Below are 22,388 nucleotides of genomic sequence, written 5' to 3' on the forward strand. Positions count from 1 at the left end.
TGGTTTGCGGCTGCCACAAACCCCGTTCAACATGAGCCAATTAGTCTATCGAGTTAGCCGACCAAGACTGCTCTGTGTAGCGCAGCACGCCCACGAAATCGTACACGACCGCACTGCTCTTTTTCGTCATCAGGAGCGTCATCGTCGCAGCTGCAATGCAGTGACAACTACAATAAATCATTGGGGTCTAACCATAGCGCTATCCGACCTTGTGCGCGTTCAGAATCTTCGTCAGTGGGAACTGTCTTTGAGGACATCACTCTACCAATTTATGTTATTCAATGCATGCTACATGCTTACCCTCATGACAGCGATGGGCTCAAACCCGCCATTCGCTGCACTGAAGATACAAACTATCTTACTCCACCGGCCGCAAGACCGTCACCCCCACAGCCGCCGCTCTTGCCAAATCGGGATCAAGCGACATCGGGATATATTCGCCGCGCCGCCATAACTCGCCCAGATTGTCGTAGTGCCGCGATAGCGGATGCCCCGATTGCCCTGTTGAGATGATAAAGACTGAACTGTCTGGATCGGCAAAGTCATAGACCCCCCGGTAAGCCCCTGCATGCACATTCTGGAACGGATGCGGGTCAACCCCCGAGGTCTTGGCCCGTTGCAGCGTATGGTCGCCACCGCTGGTGGATTGCCGGATGTTCACCACCCATTCCAACCCCGGTGTCTTGCCCAGAACAGGGTGGTCATGTGTTGCCACATGGGCATCCCCCCAGCGCACGGTCTCTATCGCGTTGCCGTGGTTTTCGGCGATCCAGATCAGCGCATCATCCAGTGACTGCCGCGCGATGTCGGTGCAGGTCTCAACCGGGGCGGATTGCAACACGTCGCACCAGACAGATGCCCCATCAATGTCGCGCATGACCCGTTCGATAAACACAGCGTCCACATGGGTGAATTCAGCCGCAAGCGGCCCCAGTTCGTCCCGGATCAACCGTTGCTGGAACGCGCGTGTCCATGCCGCGTAGATCAGCGGCTCTGGTAGGTGTTCGTTCATCTCTCCGTTCCACGACGACAGCAGGTTCAGCGCAATCTGACGCCGCCGTTCTGGTGTGCCATCGGGGGCGGCATCGCCGGTGAACCATAGATCAGCCCCCATCAGTGTTGAGAGCGTGCGCGCAGTGAAACTGACGGTGTCGAGCTGCGCCTCGATAAAGCTGTCACGGGTATGCACTTCGCGCGCCTGCATCAGGCGTCGCCAGCGGTAGATCCGCTGCGTGTCACCCCAGTCAAAGGCCACGTGATTTGGGAAGGGCCGGTCGACGGTCTTATTGTTGGTATTGCCGATGATCCCGCCGCGCGGGTCGATGAATTCGGGGTTGTCGTCATAGGGGAAACGCCCCAGCCAGCGGTTTTCGGGCAAATAGCCAAAGGATGGATAGCGCCCCTGGCTTTGGTGGCGTGCATCACGGGCGGGCAGGGCGCCGACGGTTTTCATCGCGATCCGGTTGCGGTCGGCCAACGTCATGTTCTGGGCGGGGGCGATATGGTTTTCGCCCGCTGCAATCGCCTCTTCGACGGTGCGTGATTGCATGATCTCCATTGCCGCCGACATTGATGTGTCGCGGTCCGATAGCGCTGTCCAGGCAACGGTGGTCACATGGCCGGGCGGTGTGATTGTACCAAGGTCAAACTGGTCACGCGGGATCACCGGGCCATTGGCCGTCCAGCGCAGGCGCAGCGTCACAGCAGGCGCATCTTTGATGGTCACAATGCTGTCGCGTGTCCGAAACGGCACCCAGCCATTGGGGCTGCGGTATTCGTCCGGGTTGTCGGGGTTCAATTCTTCGATAAACACATCCTGATCGTCAACCGTGGCCGTGGTCACACCCCAGCCCAATGTGTCGCCGCGCCCTGACAAGACAACTGGCATGCCCGGAATGGTGCCACCAATGACGCCGCCCGACGTCAGCTCTAACCGGGCGAGATACCAGATCGACGGGGCCGTCAGCCCCAGATGCGGGTCATTGGCCAATAGGGTTGACCCCGTGGCAGAGCGTGACGGGCTGGCGGCCCAAGCGTTGGAGGCACCAGCCAGTGGCGCAGGTGCGATTGGCGACAACGGGTCAAAGGCCATCCGCGTGTTGGGGGTGAAGGTGGGCACATGCGGCACCAGCGCGGCATATTCCGGCAATGCCGCAATGCCGCCGGTGGGATCGTCCGGCAGGATGTCGGCCAGCCGCTCATTGCTGAGCAGTAGCGACGCGCGCGCGCGCAGCACCTCGTCCTCAATCCCGGATGTCAGTTGGATCGCCATCAGTTTCAGGATCGCCAGCGAATCTGCTGGTTGCCAAGGTGCGACGGGATGACTGAACAGCCACATTTCGGGGGCACCACGGCCGCGTGCGCCGGCGTTGACCTCATTCAACCAGGCGTTCACACCTGCGGAATATGCGACCAACCCGGCCTTGGTTTCATCCGTCTGGGCATCAACGGACGCCACCGAGAGGTTATAAAGATCAAAGCGGCGCATGACTTCATCGATGCGCAGTGTCCGTTCGCCAAACAGCTCTGACAGCCGCCCCTGAACGGTGCGGCGCAGCATCGTCATTTGCCACAGACGGTCTTGCGCATGGGCATACCCGAGGGCGAAATAGACGTCCTCATTTGTCTGACCAAAGATATGGGGCACATTGGCGTTGTCGCGCACAATCTCAACCGGGGCCGAGATGCCCGCCAGCGTCACCTCTGCGTCGTAGTTGGGCAGCGAGCGCGACGCAAAATAATAGGCGAGCGCGATTACCGCGACGGTCAGGACGATCAATGCGGTGGCAAGCCGGATAAGCCAGCGAAAAATCAGCGCCATTGGGTCCTCTGCGTTAACGGTCTGCCCTGTTTTAGCAGGGCAGACGCCAAGGACAAGCTAGCGTTCCGGGATCAATCCGCGTGGGCTGAACCGCAGCACCAAAAGCAGGATCACACCCATGGTCAGCAGACGCATATGGGCGGCTGATTCGATCAGCCGTTCTTTTAGGCCGCTGCCATCTTCCAATCCGGAGCTGAGGATGTTCATCAGGCCCAACCCCAGTGGTTCCACCTGTACCCACAGCCACCAGATCAGCATCCCGCCCAGCACTGCGCCGAAGTTATTGCCGGATCCGCCGACGATCACCATCACCCAGACAAGGAAGGTAAAGCGCAACGGTTGATAAGTGCCGGGGGTCAATTGCCCATCTAGTGTTGTCATCATCGCCCCTGCAATGCCGCAGATCGCAGAACCGAGAATGAAGATTTGCAGGTGACGGGCGGTGACGTCTTTGCCCATCGCCTCGGCTGCGACTTCGTTGTCGCGGATGGCGCGCATCATGCGGCCCCATGGGCTTTTGAGCGCCGTTTGCGCCAACCAGAGCAGGATCAGCAGCACGATTGTAAACAGGATCGCGTAGCCCAGCTTGGTGTATAGCGTCGAGGCTGTGACCGGGTCCAAGCCAAGGCTGGCCGCCCGTTCCACAAAGCCGGGATCATTTTGCAGGTCAATCTCGTAGGGTACCGGGCGATCCAGACCGATCACGTTTTTGACACCGCGCGCCAGCCAGTCTTCGTTTTTCATGATCGCAATGATGATCTCGGCAATGCCCAAGGTCGCAATAGCCAGATAGTCAGAGCGCAGGCCAAGCGCCGTCTTGCCAATGATCCATGCCGCACCAGCGGCCAGCAAACCACCGACTGGCCAGCTTAGCAGAATGGGCAGGTTCAGACCGCCAAGATTGCCCGTTGACGCGGGATTGACCGCTTCAACCGCGATCTTGCCGGGATCAAACACAGCCCGATAAAGAAAGAAGCCGCCGATGAGGATCACAAGCGTTGCAATCGTCTTGGTGCGGCCTTCCAATCGCTTTTGCGCCTGAACCGCGGCCACAACTGTCAACGCCCCCAACGCAAGCCCAGCAAAAATGCGCAGACCGCCGGCCTGCCACGCCTCTGGCACCGGATCAGCAGAGATCAGCACAGTAGCCAAGCCGCCCAAGGCCACAAAGCCCATGACCCCGATGTTAAACAGCCCCGCAAAGCCCCATTGCAGGTTCACACCCAGCGCCATAATGGCCGAAATCAGGCCCATGTTCAGGATCAGCAAAGCGGAGTTCCAACCTTGGATCATCCCGGTGCCGATCAGCAGAATGGCGACAATGCCGAACAGCGCGGTATCTCTGACGGTGGTGCTCATACGGATTGTCCTTTGAAAAGGCCCGTGGGCTTGAACAGCAGCACGATAATCAAGATCGCAAAGCTGACGGCAAATTTGTAGTCGGTGGAAAGAAGCTGCACGAGGCCATCCGGCTCAAGGCTATCCGGCATCAGATAGACCAGCACTTTTTTCCAAGCGTAGGTGATTGTGACCTCGCTGAAGGCGATCACAAAACCACCTGCTATAGCCCCAATCGGGTTGCCCAGACCGCCGACAATGGCGGCGGCAAAGATGGGCAACAGCAGTTGGAAATAGGTGAAGGCCTTGAAGGATTTATCGAGACCGTAAAGCACACCAGCGGTGGTCGCCAAAGCGGCGACGATCATCCACGTTACCTTGACCACCCAATCGGGGTTGATGCCCGACAGCAGGGCAAGGTCTTCGTTATCAGAGAACGCGCGCATGGATTTACCTGTGCGGGTCTTGTTGAGGAACCAAAAGAGCAGGGCCATCACAACGAATGCCACAACCAATGTGATGGCTTGGGTAGTTTTGATCGCCAGACCTTCGTTCAAGCCGGTTGCCTCTTTGAAACCACGGGCCGTGATGATGAACCGTTCCCCATCGGCAAAGCGGATATCACGGACGCCGATAATAAAACGCACGATACCATTCATCACGAACATCACCCCCATGGACACAATCACAAGGATCACGGGCGACGCCTTTTGCTGGCGATAGAATTTATAGATGCCCCAATCGGTACCCAGCAGCAGCAGGATAGTTGCGCCAATGCCAAAGGGCAGGGCAAGCAATGCTGTGGGCAGCGGGCCAAAGGTAATGCCGATGCTGGTCAGAAGCGTTGTGAACAAAATGGTAATCGCGGTGCCAAAGGCCATCGTGTCGCCATGGGCGAAGTTGGAAAAGCGCAGAATGCCATAGATCATCGTGACACCCAGCGCCCCGATGGCCAATTGTGCGCCATAGGCGAGGCCGGGGACAATGACGAAGTTCGCCAGTGCAACGATTGCGTTTAGAAAATCCATTTAGAGATCACCTTTGGAAATCAAAGAGTTATTCACTGTACCACCTCACATGTTCCGCTCAGGTGCTCTCCGGCGCGCGCATTTGCAAACACAGCGGATCCGTCGGCCTGCATGATCATCATTAATTCCGTACCGCCCAAGCCTTCAGCCCAGAAACCCACAGTATTTCCGATCATAATCGGTTCAGCCGGGAACCTTGCGTCGCCCATCTGCACGGTCGTGACCCGGCGGCGTGCCGGTTCTTGGGCGTCCAATGCAGGGGCAAACTGGGTGCGGTCGATCTCGAACCGGACCGGCGTGCCGGACAGGTCGCAGGCAATGACATCGGCCATCGCGGGGCCGGGCAGCGTTGCACAGAGGAGGGTCGCCATCTTCATCCGCCCAAGAAACTCCGCCTGACTTCTTCGTCAGCGAGCAGTTCCTTGCCGGTGCCGGTGTGGGCATTGCGGCCCTGCACCAGAACATAGGCTTTATCTGCAATTTCAAGAGCTTGACGGGCGTTCTGTTCCACCATCAGGATCGGAATACCCGTGCGTGCAACCTCAATGATCCGGTCAAACAACTCGTCCATGACGATGGGTGAAACCCCAGCCGTTGGCTCATCCAGCATCAACACCTTGGGCTGTGTCATCAGCGCCCGACCCACGGCGACTTGCTGGCGCTGGCCACCCGACAATTCACCCGCAGGCTGGTTGCGCTTGTCTTTGAGGATCGGAAACAGGTCATAGACCTGCGTCATGGTATCGCTGAAATCATCGCGGCGGATAAAGGCACCCATCTCTAGGTTTTCTTCAACGGTCATGGAGGTAAAGATATTGGCGACCTGGGGGACAAACCCCATGCCTTTGACCACACGTTCTTGCGGGGACAGATGGGTGATATCCTCGCCATCCAGCCGCACCGCACCTTCATTGACGTTGAGCATGCCAAAGACGGCCTTCATTGCGGTTGATTTGCCCGCGCCATTGGGCCCGACGATCACAGCGATTTCGCCCTTTTCGGCGGCGATGGTGCAAGAATGCAGGATATCGGGGCCTTTGCCATAGCCACCGGTCATCGCATCGCCGATCAGAAACGGCTCTCCGCCCTTGGCGGTGCTGCCACCGGCACGATAAGTCACGGTGTCTTTGTTGCCGCCACTGTCTTTGGTGATGGAACGATCCTTGTTGCCGCGATCGTTCTGGTAGGGATTGTCATTCACGGATTAACATACTCTTCGAGGAATGGGGCATAGGTCGTCAACGTGTCGCGCATCTGCGCTTGCTCGGCGGCGTCAGCGTGGTTGACGTAGATGTAATAGAATGTCGCAGCAGAGCCTAAGATGGCTCCGAAAAGAACGGTTAACAGGAATTTCATGTTGGTCTTCCCTTTCGTTGGCGTGTGTCCCCCCACGCAGTTTGGTTGGGCTTTGCGGGTGCTTTGACTGTCACGCGCATCAACCGACCATTTCCTTATTTTTCAGGCCCGTGCCAAGGTAGGCCTCGATCACCTGTTCGTTGGCCTTGATCTCGTCCAGCGTGCCTTCGGCAAGCACATGACCCTCGGCCATGCAGATAACCGGGTCACAAAGGCGGCCAATGAAATCCATGTCATGTTCAATCACGACGAATGTATAGTTGCGTTCCTTGTTCAGGCGCAGGATCGCATCACCGATGGTGTTGAGCAGGGTACGGTTCACACCTGCGCCGACCTCATCAAGAAACACAATCCGGGCGTCAACCATCATGGTCCGCCCCAATTCGAGCAGTTTCTTCTGCCCGCCAGAGAGGTTGCCTGCCTTTTCTTCCTTGAGGTGCTCAATCGTCAGAAATTCGATCACTTCGTCGGCTTTGGCCTGCAATGCGCGTTCTTCATCGGCGATCCGCTTGCGGCCAAACCATGCGTTCCACAGTGTCTCGCCAGATTGGTCGCCGGGGACCATCATCAGGTTTTCACGGACCGTCATGGATGAGAATTCATGTGCGATTTGGAAGGTGCGCAGCAGTCCCTTATGGAATAATTCATGTGGGGGCAGACCGGTGATATCCTCACCATGCATCGTCACCTTGCCAGAGGTTGGTTTAAGAACGCCCGCGATCACATTGAAAAGCGTAGTTTTTCCAGCACCGTTAGGGCCGATCAGCCCAGTTATGGTGCCTTCATTGATGGTCAGTGACGCGCCATCGACAGCTTTGAAGCCGCCAAAATTTTTGACCAGATCCTCAACGACGATCATTGCATCCGTTCCCTTCGCGCGTGCGCTTGTCGGCACGTCATTTGTGGTAAAGGCGGCGCGAGGGACATCCCCCGCGCCGCCTTTTTCTTGTCAGAACCGCTTAGCGGTAACCAATGGTAGAGTAGACACCGTCGGCGAACTCGATTTCCTGATAGTTGCCAGCGGATTCGCCGGGGCCGATCAGCTCAACCGCGGAGGCACCAACGTAATCCACGTCTTGGCCTGCTGCGATCAGCTCAAGCGCTTTTTGCAATTCGCCGGGGAAGATCTGTTCACCGGGTGCGTTGGCCACATCAAAGACGTGATCTTTGAAGTCAGCGGAATCGGTGGACCCGGCTGCCTGCATCGCCAACATGATCAGCGCTGCTGCATCATAGCTTTCAGGTGAAAACGCGCCTGTGCCGTCAAAACCGGCCGCAGTGGCCATTTCAACGTATTTCGCTGCACCAGGGCTGTCTGTGCCAGGGTAGGCGCCGTAGGAACCGTTGAGTTCTGAGCCGAAGTTTTCATTCAGCTTCACACCAACCATGCCGTCAGGCACATAGAACGTATCAAACGCACCTGTGTCGAGCGCAGAGCGGATGATGCCGGAACCACCTTGGTCAACATAGCCGGCAACAACCAGTACTTCGCCACCAGCAGAGGCAAGTGCGCCAACTTCAGCAGAATAGTCTGCCTTGCCGTCTTCGTGGGCCGCAGAGATTGTCACTGTGCCGCCAGCCGCTTCGAATTCAGCCTGGAACGCATCAGCAAGACCTTTGCCGTAGTCGTTGTTGGTATAGGTCAAAGCCACTTCGCCGACACCGCGATCCTGCAGGATATTGGTGATGATCACGCCCTGACGCGCATCAGATGGGGCTGTGCGGAAGAACAGGCCGTCATCTTCGGCTGTGGACAGGCCGGGGGATGTGGCGGATGGTGAAATCATCACAACGCCGTTGGCGCGTGCGACGTTCTGCAGGATGGCACCTGTGACGCCGGAACAATCAGCGCCCATGATGGCGGCAACGCCATCGGATGTGACCAGACGTTCCGCCGCAGCAGTTGCTGCACCTGCGTCAATACATGTGCTGTCACCGCGTACGGATGTCACAGTCATACCGTCCAACAGCGCACCGGATGTGGTGACTTCCGCCATTGCCAGTTCAGCACCGTCACCCATGGCGGGTGTGATGGATTCCAGTGGGCCCGTGAAGCCCAGAATTACGCCGATTTTTACTTCGCTGTGGCCGTCGGCATAGGCGCCGCCCGCCATCATCGCGACAGCAGATGTCGCCAAAAGTAGTTTTTTCATTTTTTGTCTCCCTATTGGACGTCTTATCCTGCAGCGCAGATTAGCAGGCAGTTTCCAAAAGGAAAGTCGGAACCAAAGGTCGATGTGCCTTAAGCGGGCGCTGAAACAGGCGATTTGGCTTTTTGCCCAGCCCCCAACCGGAAAATAGCCGTTTTTGGCCTTAGCGCCCCTCGATCGTGGCTTCCACGCTGTCCCAATCACCTGCTGCAAGGGCTGCATCGCTGATCCAGAACTGGATCACTCCGGCGTCGCCCCACATCCAATAGTGCAGACTGTCTGATTGTAGCTGCAAAAGCAGGTGGTCATGGGCATGTTCATCTACGGCCGTTTGCACAGCCGTGCCCAACCCGAACATCTGATGGCGTCTGTTGTTGGCGGGCAGGCGCCAATGCGCCTCGATATCGTCCCGCACGGCTGCGGGCAGATTGTGATAGGCTTGAAAATCACCCGTTGCCGCCGCAATCAGCGTGGCGTCTGCGGCATCACCAAGGCTGTGCAATTCGCCGGGGGAATATCTGTAGAAAGGTTGAAATGGTGCAACCTGACCCTGCATCGGCCGGATCAGACCAAAGTAATGCTGTAGCTGTGCGATGTCAGTGCCTTGCAGGCGGTCCCATGCATCCTGTTCCAACGCCCAGCCGGTGATCTCGTCCACGATTCCGGCAAAATCTTCTTTCCGGTCGATCAGCGTATCAAGGTCGTTCTGATAGCGTTCGCCATAGTCAGCGACGCGCTGTTGCGTCACCGTCAAAATCTGGTCGTAGGCGATCAATGCAACCTGCAGTGAATTCGCAAACCGCTGGGCTGTGTCCCAAAAGAATGCGCCGCCAAAACCGGGCACGGATTTGGCATACTTCGCGGTTGAAATGGCGCCAGTTTCCTGATCGGGAAACTTCATCGTCAAATAGGCATTGGCCATGGCCGCGTCATGAGGATCGGGAACGGGCGTTGCCAAGGGCACAATCGGCCAGCGCGGAAAGACGCGCGGTGCGGTTTGTCGCGTATGACCTTTGATGTGATGGCCCCAGCGTTCGCCTGCGTAAAGGGGCGGCAGATCATCGGGAAGTGGCGACGGCCCTGTGGTGCTGTCGGCAATATATACGACCTTGGCGGGCAGCATGGGGTCAGCGGTGGTGGGGACAAAGAACGACAGTGCCCCGGTGCGAGGCATCTGTGCGGGGACAGCGTCTTGCGGCAGCGATGCAAGGTCAACCTGGGCAAGATGATGCAATGGTTTGCCGTCGGCGGTGCGTGGCCAGGGTGTATCTCCAAGGGCAGGGGCACCCCCCAACCAACTTGTGCCTTCGGTGGCGAGGTCGATCGTGGACCGCGCGCTGCGCACCAGCGTGATCTCGGCAGAACGATGGAATGCCTTTACCTTGGCCTGAATTTCATCAATCACGTTGGCCAGCCGTTTGATGTCTTTGCGCTTTAGCGGCTTCAGGCCGGAATCCTTACACAGCCTTGCCGCTTCGGCCTTGAACTGAGCACCAGTCAGAATGTTGCTGGCTTCGGCATGGCTCAGATAGACCTCATCCGGTGTTGCCTGCGAAGATGCGTCCCCGTCTGCGTCAGCCGTGTCGCTTTCAGGGCGCAAGAGGCCAAGGAATGCGGCAATCGGCAACAGCAGCAACAGACCAAACGCCACCGTTGTCTGCATCTGGGCATCATCGGTAGCCTTGGCGTAAAAGGCCGCCGCGATGGTGGGAACTGCAACGGCCGCAAAAAACAGTTTGATCAGGATGCGTTGCATCGGGTGCCGGTCAGACCGACAATCGCGCGGCATGGCTCCCACGCTCGCGGTAGGGCGTCGTGTCGTAATGCGATCGGTAGCATTTCGAGAAATGCGAGGGTGAGGCAAAGCCACATGCAAGTGCCACATTAATCACTGTCATATCCGTTTGCATCAGCAGGTTGCGCGCCTTTTGCAGGCGCAGTTCCATGTAGTACCGCTTGGGGCTGCGGGACAGGTAGCGCCGAAACAGTCGTTCCAACTGACGTGTCGACATGCCGACCTCTTTGGCAAGGATCGCGGGGCTGATCGGCTCTTCGATGTTTTGTTCCATCATCTGGATTACCCGGCTCAATTTGGGATGGCGCACGCCGATACGTGTGGGGATCGACAGGCGCTGCGTATCCTGATCGGTACGGATGGATGAATAGATCAGAATATCCGCGACCGCATTGGCAAGGTCTTCGCCGTGCTGATCGGCAATCAGTTTGATCATCAGATCGATAGAAGCGGTGCCGCCCGCGGTTGTTATCCGATTGCCGTCTATCACAAAGACCGATTTGGTCAGTTCGACTTCATCAAATTCCTCGGTAAAACTATCCTGGTTTTCCCAATGGATCGTGGCCTTTTTGCCGTCCAGCAACCCGGCCTTGGCCATCGTGTATCCGGCGGTACAAAGTCCCGCGATGGTCACACCGCGCCGCGCTTCGCGCCGCAGCCAATTTAACGTGCGCTTGGTTGTGGCCTGTTGTACGTTGACGCCGCCACACAGCATAACAGTGTCATCGCGCTCCAGCTCTGTCAGATCATTGTTGACCTGAAAGGCACAGCCGTTCGAGCAGACAGCATCCTCGGCGCCTTCTGCCATAATGTCCCACGTATAAAGCTCTTTCCCTGCCGTGCGATTGGCAATGCGCAGGCTTTCCACCGCTGCCGCGAAACACAGCATGGTAAAGTCTTTCATAAGCACAAAAATAAAGCGGCGCGGCTTGCCTGCGTGATCCACATCAACGATTTGAGGTTCTATCGACATATGAGACTTTCTGTGCCGGCTGTTGCGTCCGAAACCTGAGCAGGTTTGCGCGGGGCGTTCAAGATCAAAAAGCCGTAACCTACCTAAAGAATGAGCACCATTGGTGCCACGCATTTTGCCATTGGCGTGCACCGGGCGGCGCGCTATACGCAAGCGGTGATAACGCTAACTTATCTTGAAATGGAGCAAGACGATGACTGACTGGCAAAAATCTGACTGGCGCAATAAGCCCCGGATCCAGATGCCTGAGTATACGGACGCAGCCGCGCTTGGCGCAGTTGAGGCCCGTCTTGCCAGCTATCCCCCCTTGGTCTTTGCTGGTGAAGCCCGCAATCTACGCAGCGAATTGGCCGCCGTCAGCAGGGGCGAGGCGTTCCTGATGCAAGGTGGCGATTGCGCCGAGAGCTTTGCAGAGTTTTCAGCGGATGCGATCCGCGACACGTTCAAAGTGATGCTGCAGATGGCGATGGTGCTGACCTATGGTGCGAAAGTGCCTGTGGTAAAGGTCGGCCGCATGGCTGGTCAGATGGCTAAGCCGCGCTCTGCGCCGACAGAAACTGTCGATGGGATCGAACTGCCAAGCTACCGTGGTGACATCATCAACGGTTTTGATTTCACCGAGAAAAGCCGCGTGCCCGATCCAGAGCGGATGTTGCAGGCCTATCTGCAGGCTGCTGCGACGCTGAACCTGCTGCGCGCATTTTCCACTGGTGGTTTTGCCAATGTCCACGAGGTCCACAAGTGGACCCTTGGCTTTACCGACGGCAACGAAGTGCAAAAATACAGCGATATGGCCGCCCGTATCAGCGACACGCTGGACTTCATGGAAGCCGCCGGTCTGACCACGGACACCAACCACGAACTGCAAACGGTTGATTTCTACACCAGCCACGAGGCGCTGCTGCTTGAGTATGAAGAGGCGCTTTGCCGTTTGGATTCGACCTCCGGCAAATGGCTTGCTGGCTCTGGTCATATGATCTGGATCGGTGATCGGACACGTCAGCCTGATGGCGCGCATGTAGAATTCTGCAAAGGCGTGCAGAACCCCATTGGCCTTAAATGTGGTCCGTCAATGACCTCTGGTCATCTGAAGGCGCTGATGGCGTCCCTCAACCCCGACAACGAAGCCGGGCGCCTGACCCTGATCGCGCGCTTTGGTGCGGGTTCTGTTGGCGAGCACTTGCCGCGTCTGGTCAAGGCTGTGCAGGAAGAAGGTGCCAACGTCGTCTGGACCTGTGATGCGATGCATGGCAACACGATCAAATCTTCCACCGGCTACAAGACGCGCCCCTTTGAAAGCGTCCTGCGTGAGGTGAAGGAATTCTTTGCCGTGCATAACGCCGAAGGGACAATCCCCGGCGGTGTGCATTTTGAGATGACCGGCAAGGACGTGACCGAATGCACCGGCGGCGTACGCGCTGTGACCGACGAGGACCTTTCAGATCGTTACCACACGGCCTGCGATCCGCGGCTGAACGCGTCACAATCGCTGGAGCTGGCGTTTCTGGTTTCCGAAGAACTGTCAGCGCGCCGCACAAAGATCGGCCAAGCCAAAGCCGGCTGATCAGGCGTTATTAACCACAAGTTTAAGGGCCGGGCGTGCAGCGTCCGGCCTTTGTTGTTGGGGCCGCGGCATCAGTTGTGTCGCTGCCAGTCGGACGCCTAGGTTCTCGCGCCGCATGGGGCGATCCTGCGCAATCAGAAAACGCTGCGGGCGCGTGCCCGTGACTGGTTCGGTGACAATGGCCCCCAATATCCGTGACGTGTCGTTGTGTTGGTCTCGCATTGGCAAAAGCAGCATCGTGCCATTGATTTCAGGGCGAAGCAGGCCGGATTCCGAACGCAGTGGCAGGGCAACGATGGCCGGGTCCATAAAGGCGGCTTCGACCAGCTCTTGCAGTTGATCGTGTGCTTGCGGTGCGAAAAGCGTGCTAAAGGGCATGCCACGCGCATCTATCCGTAGCAGGTCATGCAAGCGCTGCCCGGCGACCCGGAACCGGGCGGTGCCGGGGGCCACACGCTGTAGAATGAAGGCATGCGGCAGCACCTGATCGATTTGATCAGGTGCGATATCGCTGCGCGCTGGCAGGCGGTCGGCATGGCGCAGGGTTTGCCAGTAATCCTCTAGGCTTTGCAGCACGGCTGTGTCTGCCTTGCGGTCAAGATGCGGGCGGGGAAACTCGATTGTACTCATAACTATCTCCAACATGGATCTGAGCGCGGCATGAAGTGGGTGTGCACGCTGTAAAAAAAGTCTAACAAATTTCAGGGCAATGGGCACTTAACAAAGTGTTAAATGGTTAATCGAACCTGCGCCGCACTTGCCCCGGCCTGCGGTTTCCATTTAGGTGCGCATGACAAAACGACAGGCGGACCTAATGACCCATTCGATGACAGCATTTGCCAGCCGGACAGGGGCGTTTGGCACCGTCAGCTGGACGTGGGAGATGCGCGGCGTGAACGCGCGCGGGCTGGATTTGCGCCTACGTTTGCCTGACAGCATCGAGGGATTGGAACCTGCGTTGCGCGCTGCTTTGACCAAGGCCTTGGCCCGCGGCAACGTTACTGTGAACCTGCGCCTTTCGCGCGAGGATAGCCAGGGTGAGCTGACACTTGACCCCACGCAACTTGATAGCGTGCTCAAGGCGCTGGACATGGTGCAGGAACGTGCGTTCGAGATGGGCGTGACACTGGGCCAACCGACGGCGGCGGATGTTCTGGCGCAAAGGGGGGTGCTGGTTTCGGCACAATCTGACGCACATTCGCAAGAACTGGCCACGGCATTGCTGGCAGACATTTCACCGCTGGTGGCAGATTTTGTCGAAATGCGCGCCAACGAAGGGGCGGCCCTGCACAGTGTAATCGCAGGGCAACTTGACCAGATCGACACATTGACCGCCGCCGCCGCCGAACAAGCCGCCGCCCGCGCCCCGCGGGTCCGCGAGAACCTGACCACGGCATTGCGCCGTGTTCTGGAAGACGTCAGCGAGATGGATGAAGGACGTATCGCGCAGGAACTGGCGGTGTTGGCTGTCAAATCTGACGTAACCGAAGAAATTGACCGCCTCAAGGCGCATGTTGCTGCGGCGCGAGAATTGTTGGCTGCTGACAAACCGGCGGGCCGGAAATTTGATTTTCTTGCACAGGAATTTAACCGCGAGGCCAATACACTCTGTGCCAAGGCGCAGGCAACGGCGCTGACGGCGATCGGGCTTGAGCTGAAGGCGGTGATCGATCAGATGCGCGAACAAATCCAGAATGTGGAGTAAGGAATGCCAAGACGCGGCCTATTGATTATTCTGTCGTCACCGTCAGGTGCGGGAAAGTCGACTTTGGCGAAACGGCTGCGGGCCTGGGATGACACATTGCGGTTCTCTGTTTCGGCCACAACACGCGCCCCACGCGCGGGCGAAGTGGACGGACAGGATTACTATTTTGTCAGCCACGACGGGTTTGATGAGATTGTCACCAAAGGCGAGATGCTCGAACACGCGGAAGTTTTTGGTAACAAATACGGATCACCTCAGGCACCTGTGCAACAGGCGATAGAAAGCGGTCGCGACGTGCTGTTTGACATTGATTGGCAGGGTGCGTTGCAGATCAACAATTCATCTTTGGCCGAAAATGTTCTGTCGATCTTTATTTTGCCGCCCTCGATGACTGAATTGAAACGCCGCCTGATCTCGCGCGGGCAAGATGGTGAGGACGTGATCGCAGGGCGAATGCAAAAAAGCATGGATGAGATCAACCACTGGGGTGAGTATGATTTTGTGCTGATCAATGATGATGTGGATGCCACTGCCGAGGATCTTAAGACGATCATCAGCGCAGAGCGTCTGCGCCGCAATCGCCAGCCGCATTTGCTGGAACATGTGCGCAATCTGCAATCCCAATTTGGAGAGCTGTCATGAGCATATATGCACTGGGTGACGTCACGCCCGATGTTGCTGATGAGGCTTGGGTGGCGCCGGGTTGCTATGTGATTGGCAATGTCGTGCTAGAGGCGAAATCTTCGATCTGGTTTGGGTGTACCCTGCGCGGGGACAACGAACGCATCACCATTGGGGTCGGCAGCAATGTGCAAGAAAACTGCGTGCTGCACACCGACATAGGCTACCCACTGCAGGTCGGTGCGGGCTGCACTATTGGGCACAAGGCCATGCTGCATGGTTGTGTTATCGGTGAAAATACATTGATCGGCATGGGAGCCACGGTACTGAATGGGGCTGTGATCGGTAAGAACTGCCTGATCGGGGCAGGTGCGCTGATCACAGAAGGCAAGCAAATCCCCGATGGCTCACTTGTGATGGGCGCACCGGGGAAAGTTGTACGTCAGCTGGACGCTGACGCGATTAAAGCTTTGACCTTTTCTGCCTGGCATTATCAAGAGAATGCGGCGCGTTTTGCGCGTGATCTGACACCTCTCTGAGGGCCCGCTCGGCCGGATCGCGCGGCATCAAGAGCACGTCAAAATCCAGATCAGTAGCCTGTTCAGAGACCTCTTTTCGGATCATTTCAGCGTTGGGCAGGCGTTCAGCAATCGCGCGATATCGGCCAGAGAATGCCAATGTGGCGAGTTGTTGAGCGATCTCGATGACATCAAAATCATCACCGACGAGTGGCGACAAGATGATGTCGGGTGTGTGCGCTTTTAGTGCTTCGGCGCTTAGTTCGCCAAAGTTGAGAAAGGTGAAATCGCGCAAGGACGATGTCAGGCGCCCTTCGGCGACCCAACGACGCATGTTTCCGATCACAAGCGTCCGGTCCGCGGGGTCCCGTTCGCTCAGCGGTCGAACTGTGGGATATTCGCGAATAAGTTGTTCAGACATTCCGTTGAACCCTGTATTGGTGGGTGGTTGATTTGTTAAATACTGAAATTTTTAAATGTGGCGTCTATTTATTGCTGTAATATCTGTTGGCTGGTGGGGCAATTGCTCTAATGCGTGAATTTTGGAATATGTCGGCGAAGGTACTAAAATGATTGCGGAAAATATAGTCCTGTTAGTCGATGCAATACCGATACCAATCATAGTGATCGGACAAAATGACCGCATTAAGGCCATCAATGGGCCTGGCGAATCTATATTCGGTCCGCACCTTACCGGACGGCCTCACGTGTCGGTAGTGCGCCAGCCGGCTTTGGTTTCCGCAATCGCCAAAGTCAGAGCGCAGGGCGATCGTCAAGTTACCCGGTACGTCAATCGCGATGGCGCCACGGACATTCGCTATCGTGTTGCTGTCGCTGCTGCCGGGCAAGACATCGTCGTCACTTTTGAGGACCAGACGGCCTCTGAGGAGGCAGGCCAGATGCGCCGCGATTTTGTGGCTAACGTTAGCCACGAGTTGCGCACGCCGCTGACGGCGCTGCTGGGTTTTATTGAGACGTTGGGCGGTGCCGCCCGTGATGATCCTGCCGCGCGGGACCGGTTTCTGGAGATCATGGCCCATGAGGCCAACCGCATGACGCGGCTGGTTGATGATCTGTTGTCGCTCAGCCGTGTCGAAGAGGACGAGCGGGTGCGCCCGAAAGAAGATGTCGACCTTCGCGCGTTGCTGCCCTCTGTCATCAAGGGGTTAGAGCCGCAGGCCAAGGCTGCTGAGGTTACCGTGGCCCTCGACATTCAAGTGCCCGACGCGATGGTGGCCGGTGACGCTGGGCAACTGGTGCAAGTCTTCGCAAATATCGTTGAGAACGCGATCAAATACGGGGCCTCGGGCAAGCAAGTGAAGGTAACGTTGGTGGGGCGCACAGTGGATGCACGACTGCGGGCCGAAGTGGTCGAAATTTCGGTCGCGGATCAGGGCGAAGGCATTGCATCGCACCACATCGCGCGTCTGACAGAACGGTTTTACCGGGTCGACAGCCACCGGTCGCGACAGGTTGGGGGCACCGGGCTTGGGCTTGCCATCGTCAAGCACATCATCAACCGGCACCGGGGCCGCATGCAGATCGAAAGTGAAGAAGGGCAGGGCACAAAAATCTCTGTTTTTCTGCCAACCTCGCAACTGTCATAATACTTTTACACAAACGTCACAAAAGCTTCGGGCAGGCCTCTTAGACGGGCCGCAATGGTGGGGCGGTTCGCGCGCCACCTTTGTTTGACTGACTGGAGTGATTTGATGTCGATCATGAAACTGACTGCGACAACCGCAGCCATCGCCCTTACTGCCACATCTTCATTTGCACGTGACAACGTGCAGGTTGCCGGGTCTTCGACCGTGCTGCCATATGCATCCATCGTCGCCGAGGCATTCGGAGAGAATTTTGAATTTCCGACACCCGTTGTCGAATCTGGTGGGTCTTCGTCCGGCCTAAAGCGTTTCTGCGAAGGCGTGGGTGAAAACACCATCGACATCGCCAACGCATCCCGTGCCATCCGTGAATCCGAAGTGGCCGCCTGCGCCGAAAACGGTGTGACCGACATTATCGAAGTCCGCATCGGCTATGACGGCATCGTCTTTGCATCCCAGTTGGACGGCCCCGATTACACCGCCTTTGAACCTGCTGATATCTTCAACGCCTTGGCCCCAAAGGTCATGGTGGATGGCGCGCTGGTCGATAACCCGCACACGATGTGGTCGGATTTCAACGCCGATCTGCCAAGCGAAGACATTCTGGCCTTCATCCCCGGTACAAAGCACGGCACACGTGAAGTGTTCGAAGAGAAAGTCGTCGCGGCAGGTTGTGAAGCCACAGGCGCATTTGAAGCGATGATCGCATCCGGCATGTCCGAAGATGACGCAGAAGATGCATGTCTGGCTGTGCGCACTGATGGCCGTTCCGTGGATATCGACGGCGACTATACAGAAACGCTGGCCCGTATCGACGCCAACACAAATGCCATCGGCGTGTTTGGTCTGGCCTTTTATGAAAACAACACTGACAAGCTGAAAGTGGCTACAATGTCCGGTGTTGAGCCAACAACCGAAACGATCTCAACCGGTGACTACCCTGTGTCGCGCCCGCTGTTCTTCTACATCAAAGCAGCGCATGTCGGCGTTATCCCCGGACTGAAAGAATTCGCAGAATTCTTCGTGGCTGACGAGGTGGCAGGCCCAGACGGCCCATTGGCCGCTTACGGTCTGGTGTCTGACCCAGCACTGGCTGACACGCAGACCATGATCGCTGACGAAAAGACCATGTAAACCGCACGACGGACTGCGCGGCCCGGCTTTGCGTCGGGCCGCGCATCCTTGCCTAAGAATATGAATGCGCGTCTTCAGAGCCAGTGTTAATGCAGCGCAAAGGCTTCGCACTTGAGGGATCACATGTCTAACCTTCTTATCATCGCGATCATTCTGGGACTTGGCGTCGCTGGCTTTGTCCTTGGCCGCCAGCGTGCGCTGGTCTCGGCTGGTGGTGACAAGCGGAACCTGCATTCACTTCCAATCTACTACGGTGCCAATGTCGCATTGTCGGCCATTCTGCCTGCTACTGGCCTGTTGGCGATCTGGCTGATTGTGCAACCGATGGCGATCAATAGCGCCGTTTCCGATCTGATCTCTGACGACAGCATCAGTGAAACCGGCACGCGCGATCTGGTCATGGCCGATGTGCGCCGCGTGGCCGAAGGGCTGGACCGTGCTGTGCAGACCGGCGCGATGGGCGCTGACACGAGTTTTGCCTTGGATGCGGGTACCGATGATGTGCGCGACACGCTGGCCAGCTTGGGTGTTGCACTGGGGTCTGATGTGACCCCTGAAACGCTGGCTGCCGGACAGCGTTACCGTGAACTTCTGGGCACCGGCAACCTGTTGAAAACGCTTGCCGTGATCGCAACGGGTCTGCTTGGGCTTTGTGTCACCTATCTGCGCACCCACAAGGATTTTCGCGCGCGCAACACCGTTGAAAACGGTGTTTTGCTGCTGCTGATCGGGGCGGCCAGCATTGCGGTATTAACTACCGTTGGCATTGTCTTATCACTTGTTTTCAACACGATAGAGTTCTTCCGCCTGTATCAGGCCAGCGATTTTTTCTTTGGCACAAACTGGAGCCCCAGTTTCTCGGGCCGCGGCCAAACCTCTGAGCTGGGCATTCTTCCGTTGTTGTGGGGCACGCTCTATATCTCATTCGTGGCGTTGGTGGTTGCCGTCCCCTTGGGCCTTTTTGCGGCGATTTACCTGTCTGAATACGCCTCCAAGGGTGTGCGTTCGGTTGCCAAACCGCTGCTAGAGCTGCTGGCCGGTATCCCCACAATTGTTTACGGTCTCTTTGCCTTGCTGACTGTCGGCCCGCTTTTGGTAGAGGCGTTTGGCGATGGGGGCCTTTTTGGGGTCAGCTGGATGGCGGGTGGTACGGCTGTGATGACGGCGGGGTTGGTTATGGGGATCATGCTAATCCCCTTTGTCAGTTCGCTGTCCGATGACATTATCAACGCCGTGCCCCAAGCGATGCGCGACGGGTCTTACGGGTTGGGTGCGACCAAATCCGAAACTGTGCGTCAGGTCATCCTGCCCGCGGCCTTGCCCGGCATTGTGGGCGCCGTCCTGCTGGCCGCGTCACGCGCTATCGGAGAGACGATGATCGTGGTTCTTGGGGCAGGGGCCGCCGCACGGCTGAGCCTGAACCCTTTTGATGCCATGACAACCGTGACCGCCAAGATCGTCAGCCAGTTGACCGGTGACAGTGACTTTGCCTCGCCCGAAGCACTTGTCGCCTTTGCCCTTGGGATCACGCTGTTTGTGATCACTTTGGGCCTGAATGTCTTTGCCCTCTATATCGTCCGCAAATACCGGGAGCAGTACGACTGATGACTGATGCACCCGCACCATCCACGCCCGCAGTTCCCCCCAAGGGCAAGTCACTGCTAGCGCAGGACGACCGCACCAAGCGCCGCAATGCCGCCGAAAAGCGGTTCCGCGCCTATGGAATTGCTGCCATCAGCGTGGGGCTGTTGTTCCTTGCCTCGCTGCTGTGGGCCATCGTCCAGAATGGCACGCCTGCTTTCACACAAACCTTCGTCAATCTTGAAGTTGCTCTGTTGGAAGAGAAGCTCGACAAAAACGGTAACCGCGACATCGACGATATCAGAAAGGTGTCCACCTTTGGCTACAACCCACTGATCAATGAGGCCCTGATCGTGGCAACGGCGGATATCGAAACCGAGGTTGAAGATGGCGATCTGAAAAAGATACTCTCTGCATCGGCTGCTGCCATTGTCCGTGATTTTGTGATCGAAAACCCTGACCGGATTGGCGAAACCGTTGAATTTCGTTTGCTGACCTCGTCCCGTGTGGATGGCTACCTCAAGGGTCGGGTGACACGCGAAGACCTTGCACGCGACAAAAACCTTGATGCCGCCCACCTTGATCTGATCGACGTGATGGTAGCCGCAGGTGCGGTCGAGCGGGTCTTTAACTGGGATTTTATCCTGGGTGCTGATGCCTCTGAAAGCCGGCCAGAGCAGGCAGGCATCGGTGTTTCGATGCTGGGGTCGTTTTTCATGATGCTGGTGGTGCTGGTGCTGGCGTTGCCCATCGGGGTGGCCGCGTCGATCTATCTAGAAGAATTCGCGCCGCAGAATAAATTCACTGACCTGATCGAAGTGAACATCTCAAACCTCGCGGCGGTGCCGTCGATTGTGTTTGGTATCCTTGGTCTGGCGGTGTTCATCCAGTTTGCGCATTTGCCGCAGTCGGCCCCGCTGGTGGGTGGTCTGACGCTGACCCTGATGACATTGCCCACCATCGTGATTTCGACCCGCGCGTCGCTTAAGGCGGTGCCGCCATCAATTCGTGATGCGGCCTTGGGCGTGGGTGCATCCAAGATGCAATCGGTGTTCCACCATGTGCTGCCCTTGGCAATGCCGGGCATCCTGACGGGCACAATCATTGGGCTGGCGCAGGCCTTGGGTGAAACGGCTCCGCTGCTGCTGATCGGGATGGTGGGCTATATCGCGTCGAACTATCCCGATGGTATTGCGTCTGGTTTTCTTGACCCCAACTCGGCCATGCCGGCTCAGATCTATGAATGGGCCAAACGCGCAGACCCCGCCTATTATGAACGGGCTTGGGGCGGTATTATCGTGCTGTTGGTGTTCCTTCTGACGATGAACATCATCGCCATCATTCTACGGCGCCGGTTCGAGCGGCGCTGGTAGAGGAAAGCAGACAAATGGAAGATATGATACAAGTGGACCGCGCAATGAGTACGCAGCAAGGCACCAAGATCAGCGCCAAAGGCGTGCAGGTCTACTATGGCGATAACCACGCCATCAAGGATGTGAACGTAGAGATCGACGACAAGACGGTCACCGCTTTCATCGGCCCGTCAGGCTGTGGTAAATCCACCTTCCTGCGCTGCCTGAACCGGATGAACGACACAATTGATGTGGCTCGTGTGGCGGGTGATATCCTGATTGATGGCGAAGATATCTATGATCCCAAGGTTGATCCGGTACAGCTGCGCGCCAAGGTCGGCATGGTGTTCCAAAAGCCGAACCCGTTCCCCAAGTCGATCTATGACAATGTGGCTTATGGCCCAAAGATCCACGGGCTTGCCCGTAACAAAGCAGAGCTTGACGCGATTGTGGAAAGCTCGCTGCGCAAGGCCGCCCTGTGGAATGAAGCCAAAGACCGGCTGGATGCCCCCGGCACCGGTCTTTCTGGTGGTCAACAGCAGCGTTTGTGTATTGCGCGCGCGATTGCCACGGCGCCTGAGGTTCTGCTGATGGACGAACCCTGTTCGGCGCTTGATCCGATTGCGACAGCGCAGGTGGAAGAACTGATCGACGAATTGCGACAGAGCTTTTCGGTAGTGATCGTAACCCACTCGATGCAGCAGGCCGCCCGTGTCAGCCAGAAAACGGCGTTTTTCCACCTTGGTAACTTGGTTGAGTATGACGACACCGACAAGATTTTCACCAACCCGCAGGACAGCCGCACCGAAAGCTATATTTCGGGCCGGATCGGGTAAGGAGCAAAAACA

At 57.2% G+C, this 22,388-nt stretch carries 21 protein-coding genes; 9 read left to right on the forward strand and 12 right to left on the reverse strand.

Annotated elements, in window-relative coordinates; all coding sequences use genetic code 11:
* Positions 1-358: 358 nt before the first annotated feature.
* The 10 genes from DHN10_RS05350 to DHN10_RS05390 form a co-directional block, all read right to left on the reverse strand.
* Entirely contained in the window at positions 359-2,821 is a 2,463-nt protein-coding gene (locus DHN10_RS05350; protein ID WP_108814207.1) for a penicillin acylase family protein, read from the reverse strand.
* 57 nt (positions 2,822-2,878) lie between these two features.
* Complete coding sequence (locus DHN10_RS05355) at positions 2,879-4,180, reverse strand: branched-chain amino acid ABC transporter permease (RefSeq protein ID WP_108814208.1); 1,302 nt, start codon at positions 4,178-4,180, stop codon at positions 2,879-2,881.
* Complete coding sequence (locus DHN10_RS05360) at positions 4,177-5,187, reverse strand: branched-chain amino acid ABC transporter permease (RefSeq protein WP_108814209.1); 1,011 nt, start codon at positions 5,185-5,187, stop codon at positions 4,177-4,179. The genes DHN10_RS05355 and DHN10_RS05360 overlap by 4 nt, the downstream gene beginning before the upstream one ends.
* A 32-nt stretch (positions 5,188-5,219) precedes the next feature.
* Positions 5,220-5,558 carry a hypothetical protein gene (locus DHN10_RS05365; protein WP_159086925.1) on the reverse strand — a complete coding sequence of 113 codons (339 nt, stop codon included), beginning with the start codon at positions 5,556-5,558 and terminating at the stop codon, positions 5,220-5,222.
* Positions 5,559-5,560: 2 nt separating this feature from the next.
* Entirely contained in the window at positions 5,561-6,388 is an 828-nt protein-coding gene (locus DHN10_RS05370) for an ABC transporter ATP-binding protein (protein ID WP_199910634.1), read from the reverse strand.
* The gene (locus DHN10_RS19855; protein WP_199910635.1) at positions 6,385-6,543 is read right to left on the reverse strand and encodes a hypothetical protein; all 159 of its coding nucleotides are present in this window, start codon (positions 6,541-6,543) and stop codon (positions 6,385-6,387) included. The genes DHN10_RS05370 and DHN10_RS19855 overlap by 4 nt, the downstream gene beginning before the upstream one ends.
* Positions 6,544-6,622: 79 nt before the next feature.
* Positions 6,623-7,402, reverse strand: a complete 780-nt coding sequence (locus DHN10_RS05375; protein WP_108814523.1) for an ABC transporter ATP-binding protein — start codon at positions 7,400-7,402, stop codon at positions 6,623-6,625.
* Between the two features lie 100 nt (positions 7,403-7,502).
* Entirely contained in the window at positions 7,503-8,696 is a 1,194-nt protein-coding gene (locus tag DHN10_RS05380; RefSeq protein ID WP_108814211.1) for an ABC transporter substrate-binding protein, read from the reverse strand.
* Positions 8,697-8,856: 160 nt separating this feature from the next.
* Positions 8,857-10,482 carry a DUF1963 domain-containing protein gene (locus DHN10_RS05385; protein ID WP_108814212.1) on the reverse strand — a complete coding sequence of 542 codons (1,626 nt, stop codon included), beginning with the start codon at positions 10,480-10,482 and terminating at the stop codon, positions 8,857-8,859.
* Positions 10,460-11,461: a GlxA family transcriptional regulator gene (locus DHN10_RS05390; RefSeq protein ID WP_108814213.1), complete on the reverse strand. Its 1,002-nt coding sequence runs from the start codon at positions 11,459-11,461 to the stop codon at positions 10,460-10,462. The genes DHN10_RS05385 and DHN10_RS05390 overlap by 23 nt, the downstream gene beginning before the upstream one ends.
* A gap of 193 nt (positions 11,462-11,654) precedes the next feature.
* On the opposite strand from DHN10_RS05390, the gene DHN10_RS05395 reads away from it, so the two are divergent.
* The gene (locus DHN10_RS05395; RefSeq protein WP_108814214.1) at positions 11,655-13,025 is read left to right on the forward strand and encodes a class II 3-deoxy-7-phosphoheptulonate synthase; all 1,371 of its coding nucleotides are present in this window, start codon (positions 11,655-11,657) and stop codon (positions 13,023-13,025) included.
* On the opposite strand, the gene DHN10_RS05400 is transcribed toward DHN10_RS05395, so the two are convergent.
* A complete protein-coding gene (locus DHN10_RS05400; RefSeq protein WP_108814215.1) occupies positions 13,026-13,655 on the reverse strand; it encodes a PAS domain-containing protein in 630 nt (209 codons plus the stop codon). It abuts the gene before it with no gap.
* A gap of 184 nt (positions 13,656-13,839) precedes the next feature.
* On the opposite strand from DHN10_RS05400, the gene DHN10_RS05405 reads away from it, so the two are divergent.
* From DHN10_RS05405 to DHN10_RS05415, 3 genes are read left to right on the forward strand one after another with little or no spacing between them, the layout of a single operon-like run.
* A complete protein-coding gene (locus tag DHN10_RS05405) occupies positions 13,840-14,730 on the forward strand; it encodes a YicC/YloC family endoribonuclease (RefSeq protein WP_108814216.1) in 891 nt (296 codons plus the stop codon).
* Between the two features lie 3 nt (positions 14,731-14,733).
* A complete protein-coding gene (gene gmk / locus DHN10_RS05410) occupies positions 14,734-15,372 on the forward strand; it encodes a guanylate kinase (RefSeq protein WP_108814217.1) in 639 nt (212 codons plus the stop codon).
* Complete coding sequence (locus DHN10_RS05415; protein ID WP_108814218.1) at positions 15,369-15,890, forward strand: gamma carbonic anhydrase family protein; 522 nt, start codon at positions 15,369-15,371, stop codon at positions 15,888-15,890. Before gmk ends, DHN10_RS05415 begins: the two co-directional genes overlap by 4 nt.
* On the opposite strand, the gene DHN10_RS19660 is transcribed toward DHN10_RS05415, so the two are convergent.
* Positions 15,814-16,290: a hypothetical protein gene (locus tag DHN10_RS19660; RefSeq protein WP_159086926.1), complete on the reverse strand. Its 477-nt coding sequence runs from the start codon at positions 16,288-16,290 to the stop codon at positions 15,814-15,816. The two genes, DHN10_RS05415 and DHN10_RS19660, sit on opposite strands and share 77 nt — an antisense overlap.
* A gap of 148 nt (positions 16,291-16,438) precedes the next feature.
* On the opposite strand from DHN10_RS19660, the gene DHN10_RS05420 reads away from it, so the two are divergent.
* From DHN10_RS05420 to pstB, 5 genes are all read left to right on the forward strand, one after another.
* Positions 16,439-17,476 carry a sensor histidine kinase gene (locus DHN10_RS05420; protein WP_108814219.1) on the forward strand — a complete coding sequence of 346 codons (1,038 nt, stop codon included), beginning with the start codon at positions 16,439-16,441 and terminating at the stop codon, positions 17,474-17,476.
* Positions 17,477-17,581: 105 nt separating this feature from the next.
* Positions 17,582-18,607, forward strand: coding sequence for a substrate-binding domain-containing protein (locus DHN10_RS05425; RefSeq protein WP_108814524.1), 1,026 nt, complete (start codon positions 17,582-17,584; stop codon positions 18,605-18,607).
* A gap of 123 nt (positions 18,608-18,730) precedes the next feature.
* Positions 18,731-20,212, forward strand: a complete 1,482-nt coding sequence (pstC, locus tag DHN10_RS05430; RefSeq protein ID WP_108814220.1) for a phosphate ABC transporter permease subunit PstC — start codon at positions 18,731-18,733, stop codon at positions 20,210-20,212.
* The gene (gene pstA, locus DHN10_RS05435) at positions 20,212-21,561 is read left to right on the forward strand and encodes a phosphate ABC transporter permease PstA (protein ID WP_108814221.1); all 1,350 of its coding nucleotides are present in this window, start codon (positions 20,212-20,214) and stop codon (positions 21,559-21,561) included. Before pstC ends, pstA begins: the two co-directional genes overlap by 1 nt.
* Positions 21,562-21,605: 44 nt before the next feature.
* Positions 21,606-22,376: a phosphate ABC transporter ATP-binding protein PstB gene (pstB, locus tag DHN10_RS05440; protein WP_373456669.1), complete on the forward strand. Its 771-nt coding sequence runs from the start codon at positions 21,606-21,608 to the stop codon at positions 22,374-22,376.
* Positions 22,377-22,388 lie beyond the last annotated feature (12 nt).

The sequence above is a fragment of the Loktanella sp. Alg231-35 genome, from assembly GCF_900143545.1.
Lineage (GTDB): Bacteria > Pseudomonadota > Alphaproteobacteria > Rhodobacterales > Rhodobacteraceae > Yoonia.

Excerpts from the sequence above, each read along its gene's own strand:
- DHN10_RS05350 (WP_108814207.1), bottom strand. The coding sequence starts at position 2,821 with ATGGCGCTGATTTTTCGCTGGCTTATCCGGCTTGCCACCGCATTGATC.
- DHN10_RS05355 (WP_108814208.1), bottom strand. The coding sequence starts at position 4,180 with ATGAGCACCACCGTCAGAGATACCGCGCTGTTCGGCATTGTCGCCATT.
- DHN10_RS05360 (WP_108814209.1), bottom strand. The coding sequence starts at position 5,187 with ATGGATTTTCTAAACGCAATCGTTGCACTGGCGAACTTCGTCATTGTC.
- DHN10_RS05365 (WP_159086925.1), bottom strand. The coding sequence starts at position 5,558 with ATGGCGACCCTCCTCTGTGCAACGCTGCCCGGCCCCGCGATGGCCGAT.
- DHN10_RS19855 (WP_199910635.1), bottom strand. The coding sequence starts at position 6,543 with ATGAAATTCCTGTTAACCGTTCTTTTCGGAGCCATCTTAGGCTCTGCT.
- DHN10_RS05375 (WP_108814523.1), bottom strand. The coding sequence starts at position 7,402 with ATGATCGTCGTTGAGGATCTGGTCAAAAATTTTGGCGGCTTCAAAGCT.
- DHN10_RS05380 (WP_108814211.1), bottom strand. The coding sequence starts at position 8,696 with ATGAAAAAACTACTTTTGGCGACATCTGCTGTCGCGATGATGGCGGGC.
- DHN10_RS05385 (WP_108814212.1), bottom strand. The coding sequence starts at position 10,482 with ATGCCGCGCGATTGTCGGTCTGACCGGCACCCGATGCAACGCATCCTG.
- DHN10_RS05390 (WP_108814213.1), bottom strand. The coding sequence starts at position 11,461 with ATGTCGATAGAACCTCAAATCGTTGATGTGGATCACGCAGGCAAGCCG.
- DHN10_RS05395 (WP_108814214.1), top strand. The coding sequence starts at position 11,655 with ATGACTGACTGGCAAAAATCTGACTGGCGCAATAAGCCCCGGATCCAG.
- DHN10_RS05400 (WP_108814215.1), bottom strand. The coding sequence starts at position 13,655 with ATGAGTACAATCGAGTTTCCCCGCCCGCATCTTGACCGCAAGGCAGAC.
- DHN10_RS05405 (WP_108814216.1), top strand. The coding sequence starts at position 13,840 with ATGACCCATTCGATGACAGCATTTGCCAGCCGGACAGGGGCGTTTGGC.
- gmk (WP_108814217.1), top strand. The coding sequence starts at position 14,734 with ATGCCAAGACGCGGCCTATTGATTATTCTGTCGTCACCGTCAGGTGCG.
- DHN10_RS05415 (WP_108814218.1), top strand. The coding sequence starts at position 15,369 with ATGAGCATATATGCACTGGGTGACGTCACGCCCGATGTTGCTGATGAG.
- DHN10_RS19660 (WP_159086926.1), bottom strand. The coding sequence starts at position 16,290 with ATGTCTGAACAACTTATTCGCGAATATCCCACAGTTCGACCGCTGAGC.
- DHN10_RS05420 (WP_108814219.1), top strand. The coding sequence starts at position 16,439 with ATGATTGCGGAAAATATAGTCCTGTTAGTCGATGCAATACCGATACCA.
- DHN10_RS05425 (WP_108814524.1), top strand. The coding sequence starts at position 17,582 with ATGTCGATCATGAAACTGACTGCGACAACCGCAGCCATCGCCCTTACT.
- pstC (WP_108814220.1), top strand. The coding sequence starts at position 18,731 with ATGTCTAACCTTCTTATCATCGCGATCATTCTGGGACTTGGCGTCGCT.
- pstA (WP_108814221.1), top strand. The coding sequence starts at position 20,212 with ATGACTGATGCACCCGCACCATCCACGCCCGCAGTTCCCCCCAAGGGC.
- pstB (WP_373456669.1), top strand. The coding sequence starts at position 21,606 with ATGAGTACGCAGCAAGGCACCAAGATCAGCGCCAAAGGCGTGCAGGTC.